Source organism: Candidatus Goldiibacteriota bacterium (assembly GCA_016937715.1).
Classification (GTDB): Bacteria; Oederibacteriota; PGYV01; order PGYV01; family PGYV01; genus PGYV01.
Map to the genome: position 1 here is coordinate 1 of JAFGWA010000022.1, position 25,712 is coordinate 25,712.

The window sequence follows — 25,712 nt, forward strand, 5'->3', positions numbered from 1 at the left end:
AACCGCAAACGACATAATAAGACAAAAAGTTACAAGAGAAACATGGGAAATTTTAACGGTGTTGCATTAAATGTTGCAAGTTGCCAACAGGTAAATAAAGGCAAAATAATATTGACAAATGTATTACTGTATAATATAATTTGCAGGTTTTACAGGACGAAATTTACAGTTAAAGATAAACGTCCCCATGGTCAAGAGGTTAAGACACCGCCCTTTCACGGCGGTATCGGGAGTTCGATTCTCCCTGGGGACGCCAAAAAAAATAGCCGGCTTTATTTAGCCGGCTATTTTTTTTGTGCGAGAAAGGTGAGAGTAGAGAGTGGACAGGAGAAGAACTAAAGACAGTCAAAACCGACTTTTGCTACTATACATGCCGCTATTCAGTATTTTTTTTAATTGAAGTAGTATGTATGATTTTGTAATGGTAGGCGCGTCCTTTTAGGGCGCGGCAGTTGTTTTAGGTTTCGTATCAGTTTCCGGTCTTCCGATCCATCCGCCTTACAGGTTTTGGGTATATTTTTTCAGCGCGCACCGCAAATTGGTAATCTTGCATCCGAATATACTTGAAATCCACAGACAGGTTAACGTCATTGGTAACCGGGAATTTGCAGCACATCCGGATATGCCGGCGTTGCATTAAAAATGTCCTGGCGGATACACAGCAGGTTAGTGCGGCACGCGCTGAAAAAAAACACCCAATCCTTGTTTAATTATTTTGATTAAAGCAGTTTTGTTTTGTTATGGAAGGCGCACTTTTTAAGTTCGGTTGGAACGAGACTGTGAAGCGGAAATCAACGAGTTTATGAGCGTTTTAGGAGGCAGTTGATTCAGATTTTTTTTTCACTTCTGTCCCTCCGTCCCTCTGTGCATCAGTCCATCGGCTTTTTTGTTTATGAAAAATTACAAATCGTAATAATTTATGATAAAATATGTTTGTCTGTTAAATTACTTTTAAAAGGAAAAAAAAGATGCTTGAAATAAAAGACCTTTGTGTTTCTATTTACGGCAACGAGGTATTAAAAGGAATTAACATTACCATTCCCGACGGGCAGACTCATATCCTTTTTGGGCCTAACGGCTCCGGCAAGACATCGCTTCTTATGACAATTATGGGGTATCCGCAGTATAAAATAACCAATGGGGAGATAAAATACGACGGCGTATTGCTGAATGATTTGGCAATAGACGCAAGGGCTCGCCTTGGCATGGGTGTATTTTTTCAGCGCCCGCCGATTATAAAAGGAATGAAGTTAAATGATGTATTAAAAGAGATAATGAAAAAAAGCGGTGTGGATATAAATATAGAAAAAGGCGCGCTGGCTTTAAAACTTACCGGATTAATAGGCCGCGACATTAACAGCGGATTTTCCGGAGGAGAGATAAAAAGGTCTGAATTAATGCAGTTGTTCGCGCAGAACCCGCACTTTGTCATGCTTGATGAACCGGAATCCGGGGTTGACCTTGAAAATATGGTGATGCTTGGCGGGAAAATAAGAATGCTTTTAGGCAGGGATATTGAAAAAGAAAAGCGTAAAAAAAGCGCTTTAATAATAACGCATACGGGATACATTCTTGATTACGTGGACGCGGACGCGGGATACACCCTTTTAAACGGAAAGATTCAATGCAAGCATGACGCCCGGATACTTTTTGAACATATTCAAAAACATGGGTTTACGGAGTGTGAATTATGCAGGGAGACGTAATTAAGATAGATGAAAAAGACAGGAAAAAAATTCAGGACATAGGCATTAATACAGACGAAGCCGGCAGAAGCGGCTCTTTTGTAATGGAAAATGATAAGGTGCACCACTTAAGCATAAAGCAGCAGGGAGTGGAAATGCTTGCCATTAAAGAAGCGCTTGCACTTTACCCTGATTTAAATGAACTTATGTGGAAACTGGTGGACAAGGACAAAGATGAATATACAAAGGCCGCGCATGAAGAGACTCATTCCGGTTATTTTATAAGGGTTAAATCCGGCGTTAAGGCGTATTTTCCTTTTCAGGCGTGTTTCTTTATCAAACAGGATAAGATGAAGCAGAAAGTTCATAACCTTATTATACTTGAAGAAAATTCCGAAATTCACATTATGAACGGGTGCGCCGCCGCAAGTTATCTGGCGGAAGGCAGCCATATAGGCGTGACAGAAATATATGTGGGAAAAAACGCGAAACTTATGTATACAATGATACACGACTGGGCAAAAGATGTCACCGTAAGGCCGCGTTCCGCGATAAAAGTGGAAGAGGGCGGGACATATATATCAAATTATATTGCTTTAAGGGATACAAAAATAACGCAGATGTACCCTGTGGCTCACCTTGACGGTAAAGGAGCGGTGGCAAAATTTAACACACTTGTAATGGCGCCTGAAGGTTCTGTGTACGATCTTGGGTCAAGGGTGCTTTTAAACGCCCCTGATACGCGCGCGGAAATTATAAGCAGGTCTGTCAGCAAAGGCGGTACTATTATCGCAAGGGGGCACCTGCAGGCAAATTCTCCTGGGGTGTTCGCGCATCTTGAATGTGACGGGCTTATGCTAAAAGACGGCGGTATAATTTCCGCCATACCGGAACTTGAAACAAAGTTTGCCGACGTTAATATGTCGCATGAAGCGGCAATAGGAAAAGTGGATGAAGAGCAGATACTATACCTTATGTCGCGCGGTATACCAAAAAATGAAGCTGTGTCTGCCATTGTTTCGGGATTCATGGATGTTAAACTGCTGGGGCTTCCTGACGCGCTGGAAGAAGAAATTAAAAAGCACCTTAAGGTCCTTGAAGAAAGCGAAGGTATTTAAATGAAAAGGTTTTTTTTATTTGTTCTTGTTCCGTTTTTTATATTTACGGCTTACACGCCTGACCCGGAAGAACACATAAGATTTGGCGCGCCGTCGGGAAGCGGAAGAATATTAAAAAAAACGGGTTATGTGCTTATGTATGGCGGAAGCAAAAGGAATCCGCTGTGGGTTTCTTATCATCTGAAAAAAGGAAATATTCCGGAAAAAGCCCTTAAAAGCGGTACTTTTATGCCGGACAAAGCCTTGCCGCCGGAATTAAGGATAAAAAGAAATGACTATCCCGCTGCTTTTGACAGGTGCCCAATGGCGCCGGCGGTGGATTTGTCGTATTCAGAAAAAACATTTAAGGAAGCGTTTTTAATGTCCAATGTCTGCCCGATGGAACCGTGGCTTAAGCGCGGCATTTGGAAAGAATTTGAAAGTAAAGTAAGGGTTCTTGCGCGTTCCAAAGGCGGAGCTTTTGTTATAACAGGGCCTGTATTTGATTATGCGAAAGGAAAAAAGAAACTGATAAAAGGCACTTCCATATATGTTCCCACGCACTTTTATAAGGTTGTGCTTTACCAGTCGGAAGACGGGGGAATGCATGCGTTTGGTTTTGTTATTGAAAACCGCAAACCGGGAAAGAAAATTACGGAGTATAGCGCGACTGTTGACGAAGTTGAAAAAATTACGGGTTTTGATTTCTTTGCCGAACTTCCGGTTCAGGTGCAGGAAATTATAGAGAAAGAAAAAGCTTTCCCCAAAAACTTTTAATGTAACAGTCATAACAAAAATATAACGGTCCGGCGCTGCAGTTGCCGGATTAAAAAGGGGTTATAAATGCCGCAGGGTGAGATTTACTCGGACAAAAGAAAACACAGCAGGATAGAGAAGAAACTGAAGGTAACATATAAAATCATGAAGGATTCCGACGTGGGTATTGAAGCTGTTGAAAAATCAAAAAAGCATGTGGAATCAAGCGATATAAGTATTTGCGGGATACAGCTTTTGTGCGACGAAAAATTTATACCGGAAGAAGTCCTGCGGCTGGATATTTATGTGGACGGTGAAGAAAAGCCCCTTGCCACATTCGCGGAAATAAAGTGGGTTAGAAAAGATGAAAAAATAGGGAAATTCAGGACAGGGCTTGAATTTCTGGTTTTAAAGGAAGACCATATAGATGCGATAAAAAGGCTTGGGAAAAGCCTTTGAAAGTATTGTGTCAGATAAAAAAGCAGTAATTTTTTTACATTTTGATTTGACAGGATATAAAATAACAAATATAATAATAAAAGATGCAATTGGTTTTACAAATTCATCCGGAGGTATATATGGTAAACATTGATACGCTTTTAAGGATTATGTTTGAAAAAGGGGCATCGGATCTTCATCTTACGGTGGGCGCCCCTCCAATGTTAAGGATAGACGGGGAAATGGTTGCTTCGGAGTTTGAAAAGTTAAGGCCGGATGAATGCCAGCACGTAATATACAGCATACTTACCGATGAACAGAAAGAGAAGTTTGAAAGGGAAAATGAACTTGACCTTTCGTTTGGGGTTGAAGGCATAGGCCGCGTTAGGATGAACGTTTATAAACAAAGGGGAGCGGTGGGAGCCGCGTTAAGAAGGATTCCCATGCATATTTTAAGTTTTGAAGAATTGGGGCTGCCTCCCGCGGTTCAGGAGATTGCAAAATTCCCTAAAGGGCTTGTGCTTGTAACCGGGCCTACGGGTTCGGGTAAGTCCACCACGCTGGCGTCAATGATTGACTGGATAAACTCGCATAAAGCCGGGCATATAATAACAATAGAAGACCCCATAGAATTCATTCACACGCATAAAAGCTGCATAGTCAATCAGAGGGAAGTGGGTACGGATACAAGAAAATTTTCCGATGCTTTAAAATATGTTTTAAGGCAGGATCCCGATGTAATTCTTGTCGGCGAAATGAGGGACCTTGAAACTATAGAAGCGGCGCTTACCATTGCGGAAACAGGGCATATGGTTTACGGGACTCTGCATACGCCTGATGCTGTGCAGGCCATTAACCGAATGATAGACGTTTTCCCCGCGCATCAGCAGTCGCAGGTAAGGGCGCAGATTTCTTTTGTGCTTCAGGCTGTTGTGTGCCAGCAGCTGCTTCCAAAGTCATATTCTTCAGGAAGGGCGCTTTGCGCGGAAATATTAATCACCAACGCCGCTATAAGAAACCTTATCAGGGAAGAGAAAATTCATCAGATATATTCCATAATGCAGACCGGTTCTGAATACGGAATGAGAACCATGAACCAGTCGCTTGCGGAGCTTTATTCCAAACAGCTTGTTACCTATAATGAAATATTCGCAAGGACGACCGACCCTAAAGACCTGCAAAGGCTTGTTCAGGGCGGGGGCGGCGGCGGCGGAAAGAGCAGTGCATATTAATGCGGCCGGGAGCGCGATAAATGCCGACATATTCTTATAAAGCAAAGACTCCGGATGGAAGGGTAATTGACGGGGTAATTGAAGCCGAAAACGACGAACAGTTAAACGCCAAGATGAGGTCGCAGAAACTGGTTGTTGTATCGGTTACAAAACAAAGCGGAGGGCTGGCGTCGCTTTTTAAAATGGGGCCCAGGGTATCCACAAGTACTATCGCCATTTTCTCCAGGCAGTTTGCCACAATGATAACAGCGGGATTGCCTGTCTTACAGGCGCTTAATATTCAGGTGGAACAGATGGAAGATAAGGTTTTTAAGGATGTTCTTACAAAAGTAAGGGACGACATAGGCGGCGGTGCCAACCTTTCGGACGCTATGTCCAAATATCCCGGGGTATTTAATACCCTTTACTGCAGTATGATAAAAGCCGGGGAGTTGTCCGGTTCGCTTGATCAGATTCTTGACAGGCTTTCCACCTTTCTTGAAAAAGGGGAAGCTTTAACCAAAAAGATAAAAGGTGCAATGACATATCCGGCTACAATTCTTGTCATAGCGCTTGCTATCACGGTTATTCTTATGGTTAAGGTTGTGCCGTCATTTTCCATGATATTTGAAAGTTTTGGAGGCAACCTTCCTGCACCCACGCAGTTTCTGCTTAATGTGTCAAATTTTGAACAGAAGTATTTTCTTCATGAAATTATTGGCGCAGGTTTAATGGTGTTTATTTTTATAGCTGTAAAAAAGACCGCAAAAGGCGCTTTTATGATAGATTCGTTGATTTTAAAAATGCCGGTTTTTGGGCCTTTGACAAAAAAAGCCACGGTGGCAAGGTTTTCAAGGACGCTTGGCACGCTTTTAAAAAGCGGGGTCAGTATCCTTGACGCTATTGAAACTGTAGCGCGCGCAGCGGGCAATAAAGTTATTGAAAAAGCCCTTATGGATGTCAGGGCCGCGGTCAGGGAAGGGCAAAGCCTTACAGACCCCATGAAAGCCACAAAACTTTTTCCGTCAATGGTTATACAGATGGTGTCCGTGGGAGAAGAGACCGGCGCCCTTGATGATATGCTTTTAAGGATGTCAAATTTTTATGATGAAGAGGTTGATAATGCCGTTGACAGCATGATGGCAATGATAGAACCTTTAATTATGGCTTTTTTAGGCGTGGTTGTCGGTGGAATGGTTATAGCCATGTTTCTGCCTATGTTCTCTATGGGAAGCATGGTTGGGTAGCTATACAAAAAAAATTACAAAAAAACTTGACAAAATAAAAATAAGTTGTATACTTGGTATAGAAACAAGAAGTAAAAAATTTAAAAGGAGGTGAACGTAGATGAAGAAACAGAACGGGTTTACGCTTATCGAGTTGATGATCGTTGTTGCGATCATCGGTATCTTGTCAGCTGTAGCAATCCCGAAGTTCTCGGACATGTTGGAAAAATCAAGAGAAGGCGCAACAAAGGGAAACGTTGGAGCCATAAAGTCAGCGGTATCAATTTATTATGGTGACAATCAGGGTGTTTTCCCGACAGATCTTGATACACATGCCAACAAGTTTGGTGCGTATCTGGACAGAATGCCCCCGGTAAAGGTAAGAGGGCCAAGCACAAATACGTTTAAGCTTTCAGGATCAGACATTTCGGTAGCGCTTGAAACAACAGCGCCTCCGGCATCAATTGGTACAGCTACAGACGGCTGGAAGTACAACAACCAGACAGGTGATGTTTGGGTTAACAATTCACAGCCTGACAGCAAAGGTGTTACTTATTCGCTTTACGGATACGAATAACAGTCATGCAAAAAAAGCCGCGGCTTAATTGCCGCGGCTTTTTTTATTTTCAAGCTTAAAATTGGGGGTTTAATGAACTCTGAAATCATATTCGCCGGAACGGTGTTTATTTTATTTATTTATGGCGCTGTTATAGGCAGTTTTTTGAATGTATGTATTTACAGGATTCCCGAAAAAAAATCCATTGTTTCGCCGCCTTCCGCATGTCCTAAATGCGGAAATTTCATTAAATGGTATGATAATATCCCTATTTTAAGTTATTTTATACTTGGAAGAAAATGCAGGTTTTGCGGGGAAAAGATATCAATAAGGTATCCTGTGATTGAATTTATCACGGGTTTACTGTTTGTTTTATTTTTTATTAAGTTTGGGGTTGAAAAAATCTATTTTTTCTATATAATAATGGTAGGTTATCTTATAACGTTAGCATTAATAGATATTGACAGAAAAATTGTGCCTGATGGTATTTTAAAGTATATGTTGATAACCGGTGCTGTTTTTTCGGTCTTTAAGTTTGGCGGAATTAACCTGTTTGAAGGCATTATCGGCGCGGCGGCAGGCGGAACCCTTCTGCTTATATTGAATTACTTTACAAACGGCAAGATAGGGGAAGGCGATGTTAAACTTGCGGCAGTGCTGGGTATGTGTGTCGGGGCGGCCGCTGTTTTTGATATAATTTTCTATTCTTTTATTGCCGGCGGTTTTGTTGCGGTGTTCTTAATTGTTACAAGAAAGAATGGCAGAAAGGACGAAATTGCTTTTGTGCCTTTTATCGCCGCGGGTTTTTTAATAAAATTCCTGCTGGCGTAAAAAAATTAGGGAGAGAAAATGGCGCTTGATATGTTTTCCAAGGGGATTGTCGGGCTTGATATCGGCAGTTCCAGCATCAAAGCGATCAAGCTTAAGAAAAATAAAGACGGCTATGAATTAACGGGAGCCGAAATAATAAACCTTTCATCTGATTCCGTGGAAGATCTTGACCCGGAAGCAAGGCATACCCTTTACGTTAACACCCTTAAAAAAATATTAAAGCAGAAAAATATCGCGGGCAGCAAAGTGATAACCGCCATTCCCGGAGATTCCGCCATAATACGTTATATTAAAATTCCTTATATGTCCGCCGAAGAATTAAAAAATAATATTCAGTTTGAAGCGGAACAGTATATACCGCTGAGCATGGACCAGGTGGTATATGATTATCAGGTATTGTCCGAATTAGAGGAAGAAAATCAGAAAAAAATGGAAGTGCTTCTTGTGGCTGTTAAAAATGACATTATGGGGCAGCACATGCAGATGTTAAAAGAAGCGGGCGTGGTGCCTGCCGCAATAGAAGTTGATTCGTTTTCGCTGTGCAACGCGTATGACCTGAATTCCGCCGACCAGTCGGAAGGCGGCATAAAAGCGGATACGGTGGCGCTTATTAATATGGGTTCTAAACTTACCACAATCACCATAACAGAAAATAATATACCGCACCTTTCAAGGGATGTGGGAATAGGCGGAAACAGCCTGACCAAAGAAATTCAAAGGGACTTTAACATAAGCTTCGCGCAGGCTGAAGAACTTAAAAAACAGCAGGCTGTTATTATGGTTGAAAGTGAAGAGCTTCTTTTAAGTTCGATGCCGGGCGGCGAAGATGACAAGTCGTCAAGGATATTTGAAGCCATAACCCCGGCGTTAAATAAAATGCTTAATGATATAAGAAGGGCTTTTGATTATTATGAAAGCACGGTAAAAAGAAAACCGGTCCAGAAAATACTTTTAAGCGGCGGTACTTCAAAGATAAAAAATATAGACAGGTTTCTGTCCGAACGCCTTGGTATACCTGTGGAAATAAATTATCCTTTTAAGAACGTTAATATAAGTTCAAAGAATTTTGATTTTGACTATCTTAGGGCCAATGCCGTGCATTTCAACGTGGCGCTTGGGCTGGCTTTAAGAGCGGCGGATAAAATATGATAGAAATAAACCTTCTTCCGTCCAAGATAAAGAAAGCCAAAAAGATGCAGGTGTTTTACGCGGCCGGAATATTTATAGCGGGCCTTATTGCGGCCGGCCTTGTGGGTGTTGTGATTGCGCAGAGCAATAAGATAAAAGAGACAGAGAGAAAAATAAAAACAATAGAGGCTGAATCCGCCGCGCTTCAGGATAAAATTGAAGAGGTAAAGAAATTCAACGCGCTGGAAGACGCACTGACAAAGAAAAGAAAAGTGGTGGAAAAGCTTCTTGTTGACCAGGCTGCCTGGGTTAAGCTTCTGGATATGATTGCGGAAAAAATATACCCGGATATGTGGCTTGTGGAAGTCTCCCATGAAAAAGAAAAAGAAGAAGGTATTCAGGTTAAGATAGCCGGCTTTGCTTCTTCGCGGGCGGTGCTTGCGGATTTTGTAAGGCGCCTGGAGGAAGAGGATGTTGTATCCGCGATAGGTATTACAAAAATAGAAACAACAGACAAGTACGGCGCGGGCTGGGTGGGATTTGAATTTAACTTTATATTTGCCACCGGCGCCAAGCCGAAGCAGGGGTAAGAAATGGCCAAATTTGATTTGAACGCTTTAAAAAATATAAAACTTACACAGAAGCAGCAGACGACAATTGTGGCCGCGGTAATGCTTGTCGGCCTTACCGGTTATGCTTATTGGAATTACCTTTACAGCCCGCTTGTAAAAAAATATAAAGCCAAAGCTGTGATACTGGAACAGAAACAAAAAGACCTGCAGGACGCCAAAAATATGGTATCCAAGTATCCGGAATTCTTAAAAAGGGCAAGCGCTATAAACAGCGAAACCGAATTTTTAAATTCAAGGCTTCCTGAACAGACAAGTTTCGCGGAGCTGATTGAAGAAATATCCAATAAAGCCGCCGCAAGCGATGTAACGCTTGTGAGGTTCGCCCCTGATAAAGAGACAAAAAAAGGGGAGTATACGGAAAGAAAATTTAAATTCGCGGCAAAGTCCAATTATAATAATCTGGGTAATTTTATTACAGGGCTTGGCTACAGCAATATGATTATTGTCTGCGATGAATTAAGGCTGAAAATTGATGATACGGATTTATACGCAAAAGATAACGTTAACACAGAGATGATGCTTAAAATTTATAATTATCCCAAGGCGGCGGTAAAATGACGGCGCTTAAACGGGTGTTTTTTATATTTGCGGTTTTTATTTTTGCCGCTGTTTTTACGGCGCCTGCGTGCGCTGAAATGGGCGGCTTTTCCGCAAAGCCGATTTTTGAATATAAGGTTGACAGCGGCAGGGATCCTTTTTCGCCGGGACAGCTTATAAAATACGTCCGCGGGCAGAGCAATGTGCAGATAAGTTCCCTTATGCTGGAAGGTATTACGATAACCGGAAACAGAAAGTCCGCGTTATTGCGCACTACCGGCGGATTTATGTTCAGCTATATTTTTGAAGACGGCAAATTATACGGTGATAATTCAAAGGTGATTGAAGGAATTACCGGCAAGATAATTAACAAGTATGAAGTGCTTTTGCAGCAGGGAGACAGGGAAATACTTTTTAAACTTGAAAAGGGCATGACGGGTTATAATATAGGCCCTGAAGAATAAAAAATTTGCCGGGCCTTATGGCCCCGTAATAGATAAAATAAAAAGAAAACAGGAGGCGCGATGAAGAATAAATTTGTTTTATTGCCGCTGTTTATTATTACCATGCTGTTTGTTGCAGGCACGGTCACATTAAACGCGGAGGATGAGGATTTTATAAGCGTTTCTCCGGTAGAGAAAGTTGAATCGTCATCCGCGATGGAAGCCGGCGCTGTAAAAGCTGCTGCGGTTGTTAAACCGGCCGCAAAGGGCGGTTCTATAACCGGCGTCAACAGTTCTGAAACAGGCTCAAAAGTGAAAGTTACCGTAAATGTTTCCGAAAAGGTTAAATATAAAGCCACGGAATTATCTTCGCCTGCAAGGGTGCTTCTGCAGCTTGAAAATACATCCACAAAATCCGATACCATAAAAGTTTCAAAGGGTTCTGTTCAGAAAGTAAGGCTTGCCCCGCACGATTCCACCGCGTGGGTGGTAATAGACATGGACAGCGCGCAGAAATGGCAGGTAACAAATCAGGGCAATAATATTGTGGTGGAAGTGGATAAAGGCGCGGGAAAAGCCTCTGTTGAACCTGAACAGCCCATAAAAAGGGTTTCAGGCATGATATACAGGGTGGTTGATGTGGCGGCGTCGGAGCAGGATTCAAAAATAAGGGTGCTTATTACCACTGACGGCCCGGCTAAGTACAGAATGATTAAGGATTCCAAAAATAACACTTTAAAGCTTGATATTGTGGACGCTGTATCTTCCGTATCGTTTGGCTCTGTAAACGTGAATAAAGGCACGGTTAAGAAAATATCAATAACAGAAAATAAAAGGTCCAAAGAAGTTGCGGTAAACCTCTCTTTGTCCAAGGATTCTCCTTATACTGTTACAAGGGATCATAATCAGATAATTGTGGATGTTGAAAAAGGGGAAGAAACTGTTCAGGCAAAGGCGAAATATTTAAATTTAAGGCAGAAGATATCAATTAATGTCCAGAACGCAAGCCTTCCGGGAGTTTTAAGGATGCTTGCTTCGCAGACCGGTTTTGAATTTACCACAAGCCAGTCTGTGTCGCTTGCTTCGCCTGTGACGATGAAAGTTGATGACCAGCCGCTTAGTGTGGTGTTAAGGGACCTTCTTGTGCCTCAGAACCTTTATTATGAAGCCAGGGGAGACATGATAACAATTGGTTCGCCCGCGGAAATTAAAAGTGAAAAAGCAATGCAGCCCAAGATGACAAAACATTATTCGCCAAGGACAATGAAGGATGCCGACCTGGTTAAGATACTTCAGAAACAGGTGGCTTCCAATCCGATACTGGACATAATTATTGATGAAGATACGTCGCCGGGTATGAACAAGATACTTATAAACGGCACCAGGTATGACATAAACACAGTAATGGATATGATAGCGGATATTGACGCCACTGACGGAAGCTCTCAGGAATACAGCTCCGGAATAGTGACTAAAATATTTAAACTGAAAAATATCAGGCTTATGACAAGGTCAGGGGATTCGCTTGAAGATTCCAGCGTGGCGGAATTAAAGGCTATGCTTACAAACACCCTTGCCGCCGATGAAGAGGCAAACTTTAACTTTGATTTAAGGACATCAAGCATAGTTGTGACCGCAAGCCAGACATATATGAAACGCGTTGAAAAAATAATAGACGCGCTTGATGTAAGGGTGCCGCAGGTAATAATAGAGGCAAAGCTTTATGAAGTTAACATAAATAACATAAAAGATCTTGGCGTGGCGTGGGACGCGGCTTCGCAGAATAACGAGCCGTATATTAAAGGCGAAATGATCCCCCTTGCCATGGCGAATCCCGCGGGCAAGCTGACGCTGGGCACCGTATTAAGCGGTTTTAAAATTAACGCTTATTTAACCGCGCTGGAACAGAAAAACGAAGCAAAACTTCTGTCAGCGCCAAAGATAGCTGTACAGTCAGACAGGGAAGCGGTAATAGAGACTATGAGAAGGACGTATTACGAAGTGCAGAACATAGTTACAAATGCCAATTCAGCGCCTATTATCACCACAGAGTACAAAAATCTTGACCTGCCTATATCGTTAAGGGTGGTTCCAAAAATTACAAATAAAAACGAGATAGATATGAACGTGACTGTAAAAGTGGTAAAACTTGTGGGTACCACTTCCACTTCAGCAGGCCCTCCTGACACTTCAGAGCAGGAAGCCACCACGTATGTAAAAGCCGCGAACAATGACACCCTTGTAATAGGCGGGCTGATGAGCGAACGTATCTATGATACCATTGAAAAAGTGCCGCTTCTTGGCGATATCCCGCTTTTAGGGGAGCTTTTTAAAAGCACAAAAAAATCCACAGAGAAGGTGGAATTGATAGTGTTCCTGACCCCTTCTATTGTTGAAGACTGATAACAAGCCATGTTAAGATTTCTAACCGCGGGAGAATCGCACGGAAAAGGGCTTACCGTAATAATAGACGGTGTGCCTTCAAATATAAAATTAACACCCGATGATTTTGATAATTATCTGGCGGAACGCCAGAAAGGGTACGGCCGCGGCGGCAGGCAGAAAATAGAAACTGACCGCGCCGAAATTATTTCCGGTATACGTTTCGGGAAAACCACAGGCGCGCCCATATCTGTTTTTATAAAAAACAAAGATTTTGAAAATTGGGCGCAGAAAATGGACGCCTGGCAGCGTCCGTCATCACTTGAAGAACTTAATATACCAAGGCCGGGGCATGCTGACTTGTCCGGCGGAATACGGTATAACCATAAAGATTTCAGAAATGTGCTGGAACGCGCCAGCGCCAGGGAGACCGCCGCCAGGATAATAACCGGCGCGCTTGCGGTAAAATTCCTTAAACTGTTTGATGTTGAAGTTTTTGGTTTTACGGATGCAATTGCCGGCGTTGCCGCGCAGTATCCAAAACAGTCATCAATTAAAGATATAAAAAAACTGGCAGCGGAAGCTGATGCGGCATCCGGGGCGCAGCTTCGTTTTCCCGATAAAAATAATTCGTCAAACGTAAAAGCCGTAATTGATATGGCTGTTAAAGAAGGCGACACGCTGGGCGGTGTTTTAAAAATTATCACTTCTAAATTACCCCCCGGGCTTGGCGATTATACGCAGTGGGACAAAAAACTTGACGCAAAGCTGGCTATGGCATTGATGAGCCTGCAGGCGGTAAAAGGCGTGGAAATAGGCGCGGGGTTTGCATACGCCGCGGCCACCGGAAGCTCCATGCATGACGAAATTTTTTATTCAAAAAAAGACGGTTATTACAGAAAAACCAACAACTCCGGCGGAATTGAAGGCGGAATGACAAACGGCGGTCCGTTGGAAATAAAAGCCGCGTTAAAACCCATCTCCACGGTTTTAAAGGGGTTAAAGTCTGTTAATGTTAAAAATAAAAAAGCGGTTAAGACCGTATACGAAAGGTCGGATGTCTGCGCTGTTCCGGCAGCGGCTCTGATTGCGGAGACCATTGTTGCGGCAGAACTTATGAAAGCTTTCCAGGAAAAATTCGGCAGCGGAGATATTGATTACATACTTTCCAATTATGATAATTACAAGAAGTACGTGAAGAAATATCGGGTGTAATTTGAAAAATATTGTCCTGATAGGTTTTATGGGGAGCGGGAAGACAACTGTGGGAAAAATAGTATCCCGTATTACCGGTATGAAGTTTGTGGACCTTGACGCGCAGATAGAAAAAAGCGCTAAAAAAAAAATAAGCCGTATTTTTGAAACTCGAGGCGAACTTTATTTCCGCGGTCTTGAAACAAAAGCCCTTGCTAAAGCGGGCTGTAAAAAAGGCGCCGTAATTTCAACCGGCGGCGGGATAATTAAGATGGACGAAAATCTGCCCCTGCTGAAAAAAGCGGGTTTGGTGGTTTATCTTAAGAACTCATTTGCGGTATGCAAAAAGCGGCTTGAAGGCAAAACTGACAGGCCGCTTTTTAATAAAGATAATCTTAAAAGCGCACGCGCGCTTTTTAAAAGCAGGCTGGAACTTTATAAAAAAGCCGCGGATATAACGGTGGTAACTGACAGGTTAAATGCCGAAGAAGCGGCAAAACTTATAGTTGCAAAGGCGGAAAAAATTTGGAACAGGTAAGGGTGAAATTAAAAAATAATCCGTACACGGTTTACATAGGCGCTGATATCCTTCATAAAACAGGGGAGATACTCTCCGGATTTAAAAAAGGAAACAGGGTGCTTGTGGTCAGCAATAAGAAAGTTTTTTCGCTGTACGGCAAAAAACTTATGGCCGGGTTAAAAGGCAGATTTGCGGCAGGTATTCATTTAATTAAAGACGGCGAACAGTATAAAAGGCTTGACGCTGTAGCTTCAATTTATGACGCGTGCGTAAAGAATAAACTGGACAGGCATTCGGCAATTATTGCCCTTGGCGGCGGTGTTGTGGGCGACGTGGCCGGCTTTGCGGCAGCGACCTATATGAGGGGAATAGATGTTGTTCAGATACCAACCACGCTTCTGGCGCAGGTGGACAGTTCTGTGGGCGGTAAAACAGGAGTGGATCTTCCGGCGGGAAAAAATCTTGCAGGCGCTTTTCATCAGCCGCTGTTTGTTGTTGCCGATATTAATACGCTTAATACTTTAAGTGAAAGGGAGTATTTAAACGGGATGGCGGAAGCTATTAAACACGGTATAATACTTGACGCTGAATATTTTAATTTCATGGAAATCAACAGGGCAGCCATTTTAAAAAGAGATAAAACAGCCGTGCAAAAACTTGTAAAAAAATCTGTGGAAATAAAAGCATCTGTTGTGGAAAAAGACGAAAAAGAAAAATCGGGTTTAAGGGCGTTCCTTAATTATGGGCATACGGCAGGGCATGCTATTGAAGCGGCATTAAATTATAAAGGGCTGAAACACGGCGAGGCAATAGCGGCAGGAGCGGTTATTGCGGCGGGGCTGTCAAGGAGTTTAAAATTGTGTTCGCAGGAAACGGAAAACAGAATAAATAAAGTATTTTCTGAGTATAATCTGATAAAACCTTTAAGAAAACTTAAAAACACCCAAATTATAAGCAGGTTATCAGGTGATAAGAAAGCGAAAAACGGTAAATTAATATTTGTATTGACAAAGGAAATTGGCTGTGTTATTTTAAAGGAAATTACTGATTTTTCAGCCATAAAAAAGGAATTAAATCGTTTTAATGCTTTATTTTTTTAATAAGGAGCCCCTTTCATGGCAGACGCCTTTAAGGCGGAAATTGAAGACCTAAAGAAAAAACTTTCGCAGAACCCTGATTCACTTGCGTTTGTCCCGCTTGCGGAGGTATACAGAAAATCCGGCATGTATAAGGAAGCGGTTGAAACCTGCAAAGCAGGGCTTGAAAAACATCCGGCTTACACATCCGCAAGGGTTGTGCTTGGAAGAATATATGTGGAACAGGAACTGTATGATGACGCGGCAGAAGAACTTAAAAAAGTTGAAGCCGTGGACATTGACAATATAATGGTTCATTCAATGCTTGGAAATATCTATGTTAAAAAGCAGATGTTTGCCAAAGCCGTGGAACAGTTTCAAAGGGTGCTGTCATTAAATCCGGAAGATACTGAAACACAGGAAAAACTTCAGGAAGCGCTGTCCGCAAAGCAGACCGTGAACACGGCGCCAAATAAAGAGGAAAAACCGCAGCAGGCGGCGCCTGCGGAAAAGCCCGCGGTTAAAGAAGAAAAACCGGTAATGTCAGACCTGCAGAAATCTCTTAAAGTGGCGGAATTATACTCCAAAAAAGAAGAATTTGATAAAGCCATAGAAATATACAGGGAGCTTCTTGAGAAAGACGCGGAAAATATAATAATTCAGCAGAGGTTAAGGGAAGTATATGATTTTCAGCAGAAGAAAATAAATAAACAGAAAGAGCAGAAAGAAAAACGCAAAACCGCTGAAAATGACAAGATAACCGCCGAAGATATTCTGGATGTAATGAAAGAGGCCGTTGAAAATGACCTTGTAGATGACGATAAAAGCGAACCTGCGGCAAAAAAGGAAGAACCGAAAAAGGAAGAGGCAAAAAAGGAAGAACCAAAGAAAGAAGAAGTTAAAAAGGAAGAACCGAAAAAAGAAGAAGTAAAAAAAGAGGAAGTTAAGAAAGAAGAACCTAAAAAGGAAGAACCAAAAAAAGAAGAAGATAAAAAAGAAACAGTTGAAAAACTGCCTGAAATAGCAGATAATAAGAAAATTGAGATTGGTAACGTGCTGCAGAGCCTTTCTACCGTTGATGGAATTGTAGGCAGTTTATTCCTTCTTCGCGACGGGCAGCTTGTGGCAAGCGTGCTGCCGACATCCATTAATAAGTCGGAAATAGGCGGCATTGTTGCGTCAATAGTCAATAAGACAGAGCAGTCTGTAAAGAATATGAAACAGGGTAAACTTAATCAGGTTGTTATCGCGTCAGAACACGGGCAGCTTTTGTTCACGGAACTTGGCAAAGGGGTCCTGTTCATAATAGGCGATGAAAATATAAATGTAGGTAAGATGGGGCTTGTGTTAAAGCAGGTCAAAGAAAAAATGAAGCAGTTGATGTGAATAATTTAATAGGAGCCGTGAGAAATGGATTTTAAAAGCCTTTTGCAGAAAATAGTCAGCAGCGTAGACGGAGCTATTGGTGCCGGTGTTATTGGCGAAGATGGCATTGCCATTGACCAGTTCTCCAGCAGGTCTGACTTTGACATAACTGCCGCAGGCGCGGAATACTCCACAATTATAAGTAATGCCAAAAAAGCATCGCAGAGTTTTGGGCTTGGCAAGACTAATGAAGTTTTAATATCAACCGAAAAAGCCACAATGATAATGATGATGGTAGGGGATAATTACTTTGTGACTCTGGCGTTAAGCCTTGACGGTAACCTTGGACGCGGCAGGCTGGAACTTAAGAAATCCATCCCAGACCTGGAAAAGATGCTTTAATGTTTTCCCGGCTGTTCAAAAGGACTTTCTGGATATTCTATGATAATCTTTTAAAAGGCCTTATTTTAAACTTTTCTGTTTTTGGCGTTATGTTTATGGCTTTCTTCATACTGTTTATAGAACTGTTTCTTAACAGAAAAGTCTACGGCGCTTCCCAGGCGACCCTTATCACCCTTGCCTCAATATCCCTTATATGGCACGTGCTTGCGCCCGCGGTTATGCATTTCTGGGCGAAGTTTATTACAGGGACAAACGAAGACATGGGTATGTTTGCCAGGGTTGGTGAAGGGTTAAAACTATTCTGGTTAAAAGGCATGGCATTATTTGCCATTAACACGTCGTTTTTTTTCCTGGCTTTTTTAAGCATTAACTTTTATAAAAGCATCCTTAACCTTGGATGGTGGGTATATATCGTGGGCGGCATAGGGGTATGGATTGTTATTATGTTTTTATTTATTCAGATATTTTTAATTCCCATACTTGTTCTGGATGAGAAAAGAAGGGTGTTAATCTCATATAAGAAAGCTTTGATAATGCTCCTCTCCGCGCCTTTTACAGCTTCGTCAGTGGCGCTGATAATTTTGTACTTTAACTTTGTATTCTATTTTGTCCTTCATATCGGCGGGTCGCAGGTACCAACTGTGCTTGAACTTTTAACGCTGTTTCCGCTTTTTCTGGCGCCGTTTATTACATACACTTTTATTATTCTGATGCAGGTGAATTTTGCCATTCTTATATATGAAAAGCACAAGATAATGCCAAGCCTTAAAGAAGTATGGGAAGACGGAAGGAACCTTTCAAATCTCTTTAAACCATGGGAGACAAAAGGGAAATGACGGCTAATTACAGGTTAAGAAAGTCTTCAGTTAAAAAGGGAAAGAAAGCCATTGTCCCGCTGATTATAGCGCTGGTAATGGTATTTGGTTTTTTTAAAGCCGCGTATACTTTTGTAAAGATGAGGGTGCAGAAAGCGTCGTTAAATTCAGAGATAGCGTCGTTAAAAGAAGATAATGCAAAGCTGTCCGGAAAAATGGCAAACATAGCCGCTGACGAGGAATTTGTCTCCAAAACCGCCCGCGAACAGCTTGGGCTTGTTAAAGACGGGGAAACGGTTTTTATACTGGTGGATAAGTAAGGGGAAGATAAACAATAAAGCCGGCAGAGATGCCGGCTCTTTTATTTTAGGGGGGGATGGATATATACTGTGGAGATAAAATAGCTGTAAGATAAGGGATGAAAGGGGAAAGTGTGGAGAGGAAAAATAATAAATTTTCTTTTAAAAGTAAAGAAGCCATTGGGTTAATGGCATGTTTGTTATTTGTTTCTATGTTGTTTGTCTTTAGGATTGTTATTATTAATCGCTACGTTATGGGTTTGTTAGGCTTGATTATATTTGTAATTGCATTCAGAAATGTTTTGCTTATGCTTAATGATAAACGAAACGGCTTTTTAATTTGGATTGTAATTATAGTTTTAAACTTATATTTTATAGTTGTAATGTCTTTAGTTAGTTTGGTAGAAACATTTTCGTTGTGCAGTAATGAAAATATAGGAACGGAAAAACAAGATAGGTTTATAGTTGATGTTTATGAAAATAATTGCGGGGCTTTATCGGGTTTTAAATATTACATAGTGGTAAGGAAAGTTATTCTTCCATATTTTGTTTATATTAGAACGTTCTATCATTGTGAGAGTTTGGTTGTTAAAAGGTCAAATACCTTATTTCGAAAAGTTTTACCTTTAAAAAACTTTTTATTTTGGAAAACAAATATGAGGATTGATGGAGCTGCTATAGGGATGAAAAACAAAGATTACAATGTCATATTAAAACACGATGTAGAGTATTGATTAAATGAAGCGGGAAGAGATTTGTCTGCTTGGCCTGTTGAAACGGCCGAGAAGAGCTGGCGCAAACGAGAGCGGCGGATATGTATCAAATATTTTGATTCTATAATTTCAAATCTTCGAATGTCTAATTGTCTTAAAAATCGGTTCTTTTGAACCTCTTTTTAAGAGTTTTTATTAATAAGTCCTGTCAGCATTTTGCAGATAGCCACCAGCGTTTCCCTATATTGTTTATGTTCGATTTCATGGATAAGTTTTTTTCTGCTGCATATATCCAGTATTGCAACGCATTCAAAAGCACTGCCGCGGGCAATTCTGAAATAACTTCTTTTATCACCGGCTGTAAACTTACCGTTGCCCTCGGCAATATTAAAGGGGATTGAAGTCACGGCGCGGTTTAATTGGTCTGAAATGTAGAATTTACCCTTTGGGAATTTTTCGGTGATGTTGGTAATGTCATCGGCAAACTGAATTGATTTCTGATAAACATGCAGATTTTCAAACATAAACTCATTCATCTATGTATTTTCCCCCTCTATGTGTTTTTACTTCTAATTTCAAATTTTCGAATTTCGGAGTTTTAATACAACGTTAAACCTGAGAATTCGAAGATTCGAAATTAGAACAGATTCGGTCTTTTTTGATCTTCTAATATCTAATCATCGAATGTCGAATCTTCAAAAAAATAAAGCGGTTCGTGAGAACCGCTTTATTTTTTATGGTTGCGGGGAGAGGATTTGGCCACCTTGGCCCTATCCGGGCCTCGTCGGCCCCCTCGTTCGCTGACGCTCGCACCTGCTCGCTTTTCTGACATTTAGTCAGCACTCACTCGTTTCAAATCCTCTCCAACACCCGCACAAATAAAAAAAGCCGCCTTAAAAAGGCGGCCTTTTTTTATTTGGTTGCGGGGAGAGGATTTGAACCTCTGACCTTTGGGTTATGAGCCCAACGAGCTACCACTGCTCCACCCCGCGTCATGTCGTGTTTGGATTTTCATTACAGAAAATCTTATGTGTAACAACAGAGAGTATAATTACATATTTCTTTTCAAATGTCAAGAACGCATACAAATCTAAAAAATGGTGCCGGGGGCCGGACTCGAACCGGCACGGGCTTTCGCCCCGTGGATTTTAAGTCCACTACGTCTACCATTTCGTCATCCCGGCATCATGGGTTGAAATTATAACAGTATAGTAAAAGGGTGTCAATAACTGAAAACTAACAAGTGACAAGTGACAAGTGACAACCTGCTACTTGTAACCTAGTACTTGTAACTTGTTAGTTGCTAAACTTCTTTATAAGAAGTAATAACACGTTGATGTCGGAAGGGGTCACGCCCTGGATGCGGGAGGCCATTCCCAGCGTATCCGGTTTAATCTCGTTTAGTCTCTGGCGGGCTTCCAATGGCAGGCCTTCGGCTTTCATAAAATCAAATTCCGGCGGTATTATTTTTTCTTCAAGTTTCTTGAATTTTTCAATTTGCTCGTTCTGTTTTTTAATGTAGCCTTCGTATTTAATCTCGGAAACAAAATATTCGGATACGTGACCGGTTAATTTCGGTATTTCGGTAAAAACTGACAGCGTCTCATACGGGACTTCCGGCCTTCTTAGAAGCTGCAGAAGGGAGCTTTCCGCGTTAAGGGCGGGAGTTCCTATGCCTTTTAGTTTTGCGTCTGTTTCCGGGGAAGGGTGGATATAAATTTTATTAAGCCGTTCTTTTTCTGTTTTAAAAAAATCTTTTTTAAACATAAAAGCGTCATAGGTTTTATCGTCAATAAGGCCGAAAGAACGCCCGTATTCCATAAGGCGGATGTCGGCATTATCGTTTCTTAACACAAGCCTGTGTTCCGCGCGCGACGAAAATAAACGGTAAGGTTCTTTTACGTCTTTTGTTATAAGGTCATCTATCATTACTCCCAGATATGATTCTTCGCGGCCGGGGGAAAACATACTTTTACCTGACAGCTTAAGCCCGGCATTAATGCCCGCAATTAAGCCCTGAGCCGCCGCCTCTTCATAGCCCGATGTCCCGTTAATCTGGCCGGCAAAAAACAGCCCCGGGATTAATTTGGTTTCAAGGTATTTGTTAAGCTGCGTGGGAGGGGCATAGTCGTATTCTATGCCGTAGCCGGGGCGCGTTATTTCCGCTTTTTCCATCCCTTCAATTGAACGGACGTAATTAAGCTGAACGTCGCGCGGTAATGATGTGGAAAGCCCGTTTAAATATATTTCATTTGAATTTTTTGCTTCCGGTTCCAGAAAAACCTGGTGCGATGTTTTTTCCGGAAACTTTACGATTTTATCTTCTATTGAAGGGCAGTACCTTGGCCCTATTCCGAATATCATCCTGTCGCTGCTGCTGTAAAGGGGGGAGCGGTCAAGGTTTTTCATAATTATATCCGCTGTATTTTTATTAGTCCTTGCAAGCCAGCACATTACCTGCTGAATTTCAATTTTTTCCGTTTTAAAAGAAAAAGGGACCGGTACAGCATCTCCCGGCTGCGGGGTAAATTTATCAAGGTCAACCGACCTTATATCAATGCGCGGGTTTGTGCCCGTTTTCATGCGGCCAAGTCTGAATCCAAGCTGTATCAGTGATTCTGACAGCCCTTCTGACGGCGGGTCGCCAAGCCTTCCGCCTTTAAACTGCTGAAGCCCTATGTACATAATTCCGTTTAGAAATGTGCCTGCGGTTATTATAACTGATTTTGCGGAATAAAAAGTGGAAGTGTCGGTGATAATTCCGGTAATGCCTTTGTCATCTGTGGTGACTGCCCTGACCGACGCCTGTTTAACATCAAGGTTTTTTGTGTTCTGAAGGGTTCTGCGCATATACGCGGGATATTCATATTTGTCCGCCTGAGACCTTAAGCCGCGTACTGCCGGGCCTTTGTTTATATTTAAAACTTTAAACTGAATGGAAGCGTTGTCGGCGGCAAGCGCCATTTCTCCGCCCAGCGCGTCAATTTCACGCACAAGCTGGCCTTTGGCAAGCCCGCCGATAGAAGGGTTGCATGAAAGCTGCGCTATATGGTCTATATTAATTGTAAAAAGGGCGGTTTTAAAACCCATGCGCGCGGGCGCAAGCGCCGCTTCGCAGCCGGCGTGTCCGGCGCCTATTACAATAATGTCGTAACTTTTCTCCGGTATCAATTAAGTCTCCATTTTTAGTTTTGTATGATTATACCTAAAAGGCGGGTATTTTTAAATCCTTTTTAAGTGCGGGGCGTTGTGATATAGTATCATTACTTTAAAGCGCACAGGAGATAATAAATGAAAAATGATATTAAAGCAATGACACTGCAGGAAATACAGGAAGTGATTACAGCTGCGGGATTTGAAAAGTACAGGGCACAGCAGATATATGAATGGATATACAAAAAAAAGGCGCAGAGCACGGATGATTTTAAAAACATACCCGCAAAGGTAAGGGAATACCTTGAAGCCAACTACGATTTTTTTCTGCCCGAAATTATAAAACAGCAGGAATCGGAAATTGACGGCACAAAAAAACTTCTGCTTCAGCTTGATGAAGATACAAAGATAGAGACAGTTATTTTAAATGACGAAGACAGGTATACCGCGTGCATCTCTTCACAGGCAGGGTGCGGCTGCGGGTGCGCGTTTTGCGCCACTGCCACGCTGGGCTTAAAAAGGGACCTTACAGCGGGAGAGATTGTAGGGCAGTTTTTAAGGGATGAAATAGAAGCAGCCCATCTGCTGGATAATGTGGTATTTATGGGCATGGGCGAGCCGCTTTTAAATACGCAGAATGTGTTTAAAGCCATAAAACTTCTTTCTGACCCAAAGGGCAGGGGATTTTCGCAGAAAAGAATAACAGTATCCACCGTGGGTATCATTCCGGGGATTGAAGCAATGATTGAAGAAGGGCTTAAAGTAAACCTTGCTGTTTCTTTAATAACGGCAGATACAGCGTTAAGGTCAAAACTTGTACCAATGGAAAAAACATATCCTATTAAGGACGTCATAAAGACCGCAAAAAGGTACTGTGCAAAATCGGAAACCCGCCTTACCTTTGAATACGTTATTATGGAAGGGGTTAATGATTCAGCGCAGGATGCGGAAATGCTGGTTGAACTTATCAGGGGCATTGACTGCAGGGTAAATTTAATTCCTTATAATAAAGTAAGCGGGAAGAAATATTCTTCGGGCCAGCGTGAAAAAACCATCAGTTTTCAGAAGATATTAAAGGGATACAGGATAAAAGCGCTTATAAGAAAAGAAAAAGGCGCGGATATTGACGCGGCCTGCGGACAGCTTGCCGCAAAAGAGGATAAGAAATAGGATTTTAATGTTTGGTTTTATATGTTTGGTAGACGCGGGTCTTTAGCCCGCGGATCTTGATTTTGTTCTTTGATTTTGTCCTGGTAGCCGCACCTTTTAAGGTGCGTTGTTTAGACCTGTTTTTTAAAGTAGAGACGCAATATATTGCGTCTAGTTTTTATTATTTTGTATAACCCGCTTTGTATGAATCTCAAAAGGAAGTAAAAACCCGAAAAATTCATCATTTTCAATCCCGGACAAATTTATATGAACATATAAAAAAGTCTGGACAAATTTATATGTTTGTGTAAAAATGTCTATTGATACAGGAGGTTACTATGATAAAGCGTTTTCTTGAAGAAGTAGTGTTTTTACCACAGTTTGGGAGGCAGATGCGGTTTATAGCCGGGCCAAGGCAGTGCGGCAAGACTACAATCGCCGTCAATAAACTTAAAGAAGAGGGAACTGAATCATTATATTATAATTGGGACAGGCAGCAGATAAGAAAACGCTATAGGACAGAAGCGGATATGCTGGAAACAGACCTTGCCGGACGGAAAGAAAAGGGAAAAACATGGGTGTGTTTTGATGAAATACATAAAATGCCAAAATGGAAAAATATTCTTAAGGATGTTTTTGACACGCACGAAGATAAAGTGAATTTCATTGTTACGGGAAGCGCCAGGCTTGATGTCATGCGAAAAGCCGGTGACAGCCTGCTTGGGCGTTATTTTATGTTCAGGCTTAATCCCCTTATGATGACAGAAGTTTTGGGAAGAAAAATACAGCACATTATGCCTGAAAACAAATCAGCGGATTATGTGGAAAAATTGCTGTCAAATACAAAGCCGGAAACAGGAATTATGAATGATTTTTTATCCCTTAGTGCTTTTCCTGAACCGCTTTTATCCGGAAACCGCGTGGCTGCGGCGAAATGGCATGATAATTATTTTGAGAAGGTGACAAAGGAAGAACTTAGGGATGTTTCGGCGATAAGAAACCTTGAGTGGGTTATTAATCTGTTATATATGCTGCCTTCAAGAATAGGCTCGCCGCTTTCTCTTGAATCTTTAAGGCAGGATCTTGAAGTGAACCACGCTACAGTAAAAAACTATATGAATTATCTTACGCTTACATACGCTGTATTCCAGCTGCAGCCTTTTTATGAAAATATAAAGAAATCCATAAAAAAAGAAAAGAAAGCCTATTTTCACAACTATTTTCTTGTTGATAATGATGCCGCAAGATTTGAAAATTTTATCGCGCTGGAACTTAAGGCAAGGATAGACCTCTGGAACGATGCCACTGCAGATAAATACGGGCTTTTTTATTTAAGAACAAGGGATAAGAAGGAAACTGACTTTTTAATAACAAAAAATAAAAAGCCATATGTTATGTTTGAAGCAAAACTTTCTGACACCGCCATTGAAGCGCATCACAGGGCAAATTCAGCTGCGCTTGGAAACATTCCTTTTGTTCAGCTTGTGAAACAAAAGGGCGTATTAAGGGCAGACGGAAAAAATTTCTATTGCGTATCTGCCGGAAGGTTTTTAGGATAGCGGTAAAGGTGCGGGTCTTTCCCGGCGCTATGGCGGAGACGGCAGCCCGCGGCAGTTATTTTGTCTTAGAACTTGTAGGGACGGCGCTCCCGCGCTGTCCGGCTTTTTTTTGTATTTGTTGCCCTTCTGACCTTTGTTTTTACTTCCGTCCCTTTGTGCATCTGTCCCTTTGTCCCGCGGCCTTACTTTCGTCCCTCGATTTTCCTCGATTTCTTATTTAAATCTTTCCAATTTTTAATATTTGATGTAATATAAAAATGTCCGGGGAATACATAAAACTTGGTTTGGGTGTGAATTAAGGAGATGTATTGTATTTAAGCGGGAGAATAAACAGGGGATATAACACACAACGGTATTTACAGCAGATCCAAGCGTTAAAGTATTTGCTGTTTATGACTGTATTGCATAACATGAAACGCAGCTCTTCCTACGCCCCTGCGGATGTCAATTACACAGTTTATGAAAAGTACGACGGCATAAATGAAAGCGATTTTAATTACAAGCACAACTGGGCTGCGGAAGGCTATACAAGCCAGGCAAAAGTT

The 25,712-nt window shown here is 41.7% G+C and carries 25 protein-coding genes and 3 tRNA genes; 24 read left to right on the top strand and 4 right to left on the bottom strand.

All coding sequences use genetic code 11. The features are described 5' to 3' along the window. The first annotated feature begins 181 nt into the window (after nucleotides 1-181). The 22 genes from JXR81_02730 to JXR81_02835 all read left to right on the top strand — a co-directional run bounded on the left by JXR81_02730 (nucleotide 182) and on the right by JXR81_02835 (nucleotide 19,327). Nucleotides 182-256, top strand: a tRNA-Glu gene (locus JXR81_02730). 712 nt (nucleotides 257-968) lie between these two features. Then, on the top strand, nucleotides 969-1,706 hold the full coding sequence (locus tag JXR81_02735; protein ID MBN2753764.1) for an ATP-binding cassette domain-containing protein: 738 nt from the start codon (nucleotides 969-971) through the stop codon (nucleotides 1,704-1,706). Then, on the top strand, nucleotides 1,691-2,803 hold the full coding sequence (locus tag JXR81_02740) for a SufD family Fe-S cluster assembly protein (protein ID MBN2753765.1): 1,113 nt from the start codon (nucleotides 1,691-1,693) through the stop codon (nucleotides 2,801-2,803). Before JXR81_02735 ends, JXR81_02740 begins: the two co-directional genes overlap by 16 nt. Beyond that, nucleotides 2,804-3,559, top strand: a complete 756-nt coding sequence (locus tag JXR81_02745) for a DNA/RNA non-specific endonuclease (protein MBN2753766.1) — start codon at nucleotides 2,804-2,806, stop codon at nucleotides 3,557-3,559. 66 nt (nucleotides 3,560-3,625) lie between these two features. After that, nucleotides 3,626-3,997, top strand: coding sequence for a PilZ domain-containing protein (locus tag JXR81_02750; protein ID MBN2753767.1), 372 nt, complete (start codon nucleotides 3,626-3,628; stop codon nucleotides 3,995-3,997). A 119-nt stretch (nucleotides 3,998-4,116) separates the two neighbouring features. Beyond that, nucleotides 4,117-5,208 carry a type IV pilus twitching motility protein PilT gene (locus JXR81_02755; GenBank protein MBN2753768.1) on the top strand — a complete coding sequence of 364 codons (1,092 nt, stop codon included), beginning with the start codon at nucleotides 4,117-4,119 and terminating at the stop codon, nucleotides 5,206-5,208. Nucleotides 5,209-5,228: 20 nt separating this feature from the next. Further along, entirely contained in the window at nucleotides 5,229-6,434 is a 1,206-nt protein-coding gene (locus JXR81_02760; protein ID MBN2753769.1) for a type II secretion system F family protein, read from the top strand. Between the two features lie 100 nt (nucleotides 6,435-6,534). Then, complete coding sequence (locus tag JXR81_02765; protein MBN2753770.1) at nucleotides 6,535-6,990, top strand: type II secretion system protein; 456 nt, start codon at nucleotides 6,535-6,537, stop codon at nucleotides 6,988-6,990. 72 nt (nucleotides 6,991-7,062) lie between these two features. Continuing rightward, a complete protein-coding gene (locus JXR81_02770; GenBank protein MBN2753771.1) occupies nucleotides 7,063-7,800 on the top strand; it encodes a prepilin peptidase in 738 nt (245 codons plus the stop codon). Nucleotides 7,801-7,818: 18 nt separating this feature from the next. Further along, a complete protein-coding gene (pilM, locus tag JXR81_02775; GenBank protein MBN2753772.1) occupies nucleotides 7,819-8,949 on the top strand; it encodes a type IV pilus assembly protein PilM in 1,131 nt (376 codons plus the stop codon). Then, complete coding sequence (locus JXR81_02780) at nucleotides 8,946-9,518, top strand: PilN domain-containing protein (protein MBN2753773.1); 573 nt, start codon at nucleotides 8,946-8,948, stop codon at nucleotides 9,516-9,518. The genes pilM and JXR81_02780 overlap by 4 nt, the downstream gene beginning before the upstream one ends. 3 nt (nucleotides 9,519-9,521) lie before the next feature. Beyond that, nucleotides 9,522-10,118 (top strand): type 4a pilus biogenesis protein PilO, encoded by a 597-nt coding sequence (gene pilO / locus JXR81_02785; GenBank protein ID MBN2753774.1) that lies wholly within the window; start codon nucleotides 9,522-9,524, stop codon nucleotides 10,116-10,118. Next, the gene (locus JXR81_02790; protein MBN2753775.1) at nucleotides 10,115-10,561 is read left to right on the top strand and encodes a hypothetical protein; all 447 of its coding nucleotides are present in this window, start codon (nucleotides 10,115-10,117) and stop codon (nucleotides 10,559-10,561) included. Before pilO ends, JXR81_02790 begins: the two co-directional genes overlap by 4 nt. A 60-nt stretch (nucleotides 10,562-10,621) precedes the next feature. Further along, nucleotides 10,622-12,943, top strand: coding sequence for an AMIN domain-containing protein (locus tag JXR81_02795; protein ID MBN2753776.1), 2,322 nt, complete (start codon nucleotides 10,622-10,624; stop codon nucleotides 12,941-12,943). 9 nt (nucleotides 12,944-12,952) lie between these two features. Continuing rightward, a complete protein-coding gene (gene aroC, locus JXR81_02800) occupies nucleotides 12,953-14,137 on the top strand; it encodes a chorismate synthase (GenBank protein ID MBN2753777.1) in 1,185 nt (394 codons plus the stop codon). Between the two features lie 49 nt (nucleotides 14,138-14,186). Beyond that, nucleotides 14,187-14,654 (top strand): shikimate kinase, encoded by a 468-nt coding sequence (locus JXR81_02805; GenBank protein ID MBN2753778.1) that lies wholly within the window; start codon nucleotides 14,187-14,189, stop codon nucleotides 14,652-14,654. After that, nucleotides 14,642-15,736: a 3-dehydroquinate synthase gene (locus JXR81_02810; protein ID MBN2753779.1), complete on the top strand. Its 1,095-nt coding sequence runs from the start codon at nucleotides 14,642-14,644 to the stop codon at nucleotides 15,734-15,736. Before JXR81_02805 ends, JXR81_02810 begins: the two co-directional genes overlap by 13 nt. 15 nt (nucleotides 15,737-15,751) lie before the next feature. Further along, complete coding sequence (locus JXR81_02815) at nucleotides 15,752-17,098, top strand: tetratricopeptide repeat protein (protein MBN2753780.1); 1,347 nt, start codon at nucleotides 15,752-15,754, stop codon at nucleotides 17,096-17,098. Nucleotides 17,099-17,122: 24 nt separating this feature from the next. Beyond that, a complete protein-coding gene (locus JXR81_02820) occupies nucleotides 17,123-17,479 on the top strand; it encodes a roadblock/LC7 domain-containing protein (GenBank protein ID MBN2753781.1) in 357 nt (118 codons plus the stop codon). Continuing rightward, nucleotides 17,479-18,315: a hypothetical protein gene (locus JXR81_02825; GenBank protein ID MBN2753782.1), complete on the top strand. Its 837-nt coding sequence runs from the start codon at nucleotides 17,479-17,481 to the stop codon at nucleotides 18,313-18,315. Before JXR81_02820 ends, JXR81_02825 begins: the two co-directional genes overlap by 1 nt. Beyond that, nucleotides 18,294-18,614 carry a septum formation initiator family protein gene (locus JXR81_02830; GenBank protein ID MBN2753783.1) on the top strand — a complete coding sequence of 107 codons (321 nt, stop codon included), beginning with the start codon at nucleotides 18,294-18,296 and terminating at the stop codon, nucleotides 18,612-18,614. Before JXR81_02825 ends, JXR81_02830 begins: the two co-directional genes overlap by 22 nt. A 98-nt stretch (nucleotides 18,615-18,712) precedes the next feature. After that, on the top strand, nucleotides 18,713-19,327 hold the full coding sequence (locus JXR81_02835; protein MBN2753784.1) for a hypothetical protein: 615 nt from the start codon (nucleotides 18,713-18,715) through the stop codon (nucleotides 19,325-19,327). 161 nt (nucleotides 19,328-19,488) lie between these two features. Here the strand turns inward: JXR81_02835 and JXR81_02840 are convergent, their stop codons facing one another. The 4 genes from JXR81_02840 to mnmG all read right to left on the bottom strand — a co-directional run bounded on the left by JXR81_02840 (nucleotide 19,489) and on the right by mnmG (nucleotide 22,477). Next, complete coding sequence (locus JXR81_02840; protein ID MBN2753785.1) at nucleotides 19,489-19,842, bottom strand: four helix bundle protein; 354 nt, start codon at nucleotides 19,840-19,842, stop codon at nucleotides 19,489-19,491. A 381-nt stretch (nucleotides 19,843-20,223) separates the two neighbouring features. After that, nucleotides 20,224-20,298, bottom strand: a tRNA-Met gene (locus JXR81_02845). 106 nt (nucleotides 20,299-20,404) lie between these two features. Then, nucleotides 20,405-20,490: transfer RNA gene (locus JXR81_02850), tRNA-Leu, on the bottom strand. A gap of 112 nt (nucleotides 20,491-20,602) precedes the next feature. Beyond that, nucleotides 20,603-22,477: a tRNA uridine-5-carboxymethylaminomethyl(34) synthesis enzyme MnmG gene (gene mnmG, locus JXR81_02855; protein MBN2753786.1), complete on the bottom strand. Its 1,875-nt coding sequence runs from the start codon at nucleotides 22,475-22,477 to the stop codon at nucleotides 20,603-20,605. A gap of 120 nt (nucleotides 22,478-22,597) precedes the next feature. Here mnmG and rlmN point away from each other — a divergent pair, with 120 nt between their 5' ends. Both rlmN and JXR81_02865 read left to right on the top strand, forming a co-directional pair. Further along, nucleotides 22,598-23,629 (top strand): 23S rRNA (adenine(2503)-C(2))-methyltransferase RlmN, encoded by a 1,032-nt coding sequence (gene rlmN / locus JXR81_02860; GenBank protein MBN2753787.1) that lies wholly within the window; start codon nucleotides 22,598-22,600, stop codon nucleotides 23,627-23,629. A gap of 317 nt (nucleotides 23,630-23,946) precedes the next feature. Then, entirely contained in the window at nucleotides 23,947-25,167 is a 1,221-nt protein-coding gene (locus JXR81_02865) for an ATP-binding protein (GenBank protein ID MBN2753788.1), read from the top strand. The last annotated feature ends 545 nt before the right edge of the window (nucleotides 25,168-25,712 follow it).

Coding starts and splice junctions, on each gene's coding strand:
- JXR81_02735 (MBN2753764.1), top strand. CDS start 969: ATGCTTGAAATAAAAGACCTTTGTGTTTCTATTTACGGCAACGAGGTA.
- JXR81_02740 (MBN2753765.1), top strand. CDS start 1,691: ATGCAGGGAGACGTAATTAAGATAGATGAAAAAGACAGGAAAAAAATT.
- JXR81_02745 (MBN2753766.1), top strand. CDS start 2,804: ATGAAAAGGTTTTTTTTATTTGTTCTTGTTCCGTTTTTTATATTTACG.
- JXR81_02750 (MBN2753767.1), top strand. CDS start 3,626: ATGCCGCAGGGTGAGATTTACTCGGACAAAAGAAAACACAGCAGGATA.
- JXR81_02755 (MBN2753768.1), top strand. CDS start 4,117: ATGGTAAACATTGATACGCTTTTAAGGATTATGTTTGAAAAAGGGGCA.
- JXR81_02760 (MBN2753769.1), top strand. CDS start 5,229: ATGCCGACATATTCTTATAAAGCAAAGACTCCGGATGGAAGGGTAATT.
- JXR81_02765 (MBN2753770.1), top strand. CDS start 6,535: ATGAAGAAACAGAACGGGTTTACGCTTATCGAGTTGATGATCGTTGTT.
- JXR81_02770 (MBN2753771.1), top strand. CDS start 7,063: ATGAACTCTGAAATCATATTCGCCGGAACGGTGTTTATTTTATTTATT.
- pilM (MBN2753772.1), top strand. CDS start 7,819: ATGGCGCTTGATATGTTTTCCAAGGGGATTGTCGGGCTTGATATCGGC.
- JXR81_02780 (MBN2753773.1), top strand. CDS start 8,946: ATGATAGAAATAAACCTTCTTCCGTCCAAGATAAAGAAAGCCAAAAAG.
- pilO (MBN2753774.1), top strand. CDS start 9,522: ATGGCCAAATTTGATTTGAACGCTTTAAAAAATATAAAACTTACACAG.
- JXR81_02790 (MBN2753775.1), top strand. CDS start 10,115: ATGACGGCGCTTAAACGGGTGTTTTTTATATTTGCGGTTTTTATTTTT.
- JXR81_02795 (MBN2753776.1), top strand. CDS start 10,622: ATGAAGAATAAATTTGTTTTATTGCCGCTGTTTATTATTACCATGCTG.
- aroC (MBN2753777.1), top strand. CDS start 12,953: ATGTTAAGATTTCTAACCGCGGGAGAATCGCACGGAAAAGGGCTTACC.
- JXR81_02815 (MBN2753780.1), top strand. CDS start 15,752: ATGGCAGACGCCTTTAAGGCGGAAATTGAAGACCTAAAGAAAAAACTT.
- JXR81_02820 (MBN2753781.1), top strand. CDS start 17,123: ATGGATTTTAAAAGCCTTTTGCAGAAAATAGTCAGCAGCGTAGACGGA.
- JXR81_02825 (MBN2753782.1), top strand. CDS start 17,479: ATGTTTTCCCGGCTGTTCAAAAGGACTTTCTGGATATTCTATGATAAT.
- JXR81_02830 (MBN2753783.1), top strand. CDS start 18,294: ATGGGAGACAAAAGGGAAATGACGGCTAATTACAGGTTAAGAAAGTCT.
- JXR81_02835 (MBN2753784.1), top strand. CDS start 18,713: ATGAAAGGGGAAAGTGTGGAGAGGAAAAATAATAAATTTTCTTTTAAA.
- JXR81_02840 (MBN2753785.1), bottom strand. CDS start 19,842: ATGAATGAGTTTATGTTTGAAAATCTGCATGTTTATCAGAAATCAATT.
- rlmN (MBN2753787.1), top strand. CDS start 22,598: ATGAAAAATGATATTAAAGCAATGACACTGCAGGAAATACAGGAAGTG.
- JXR81_02865 (MBN2753788.1), top strand. CDS start 23,947: ATGATAAAGCGTTTTCTTGAAGAAGTAGTGTTTTTACCACAGTTTGGG.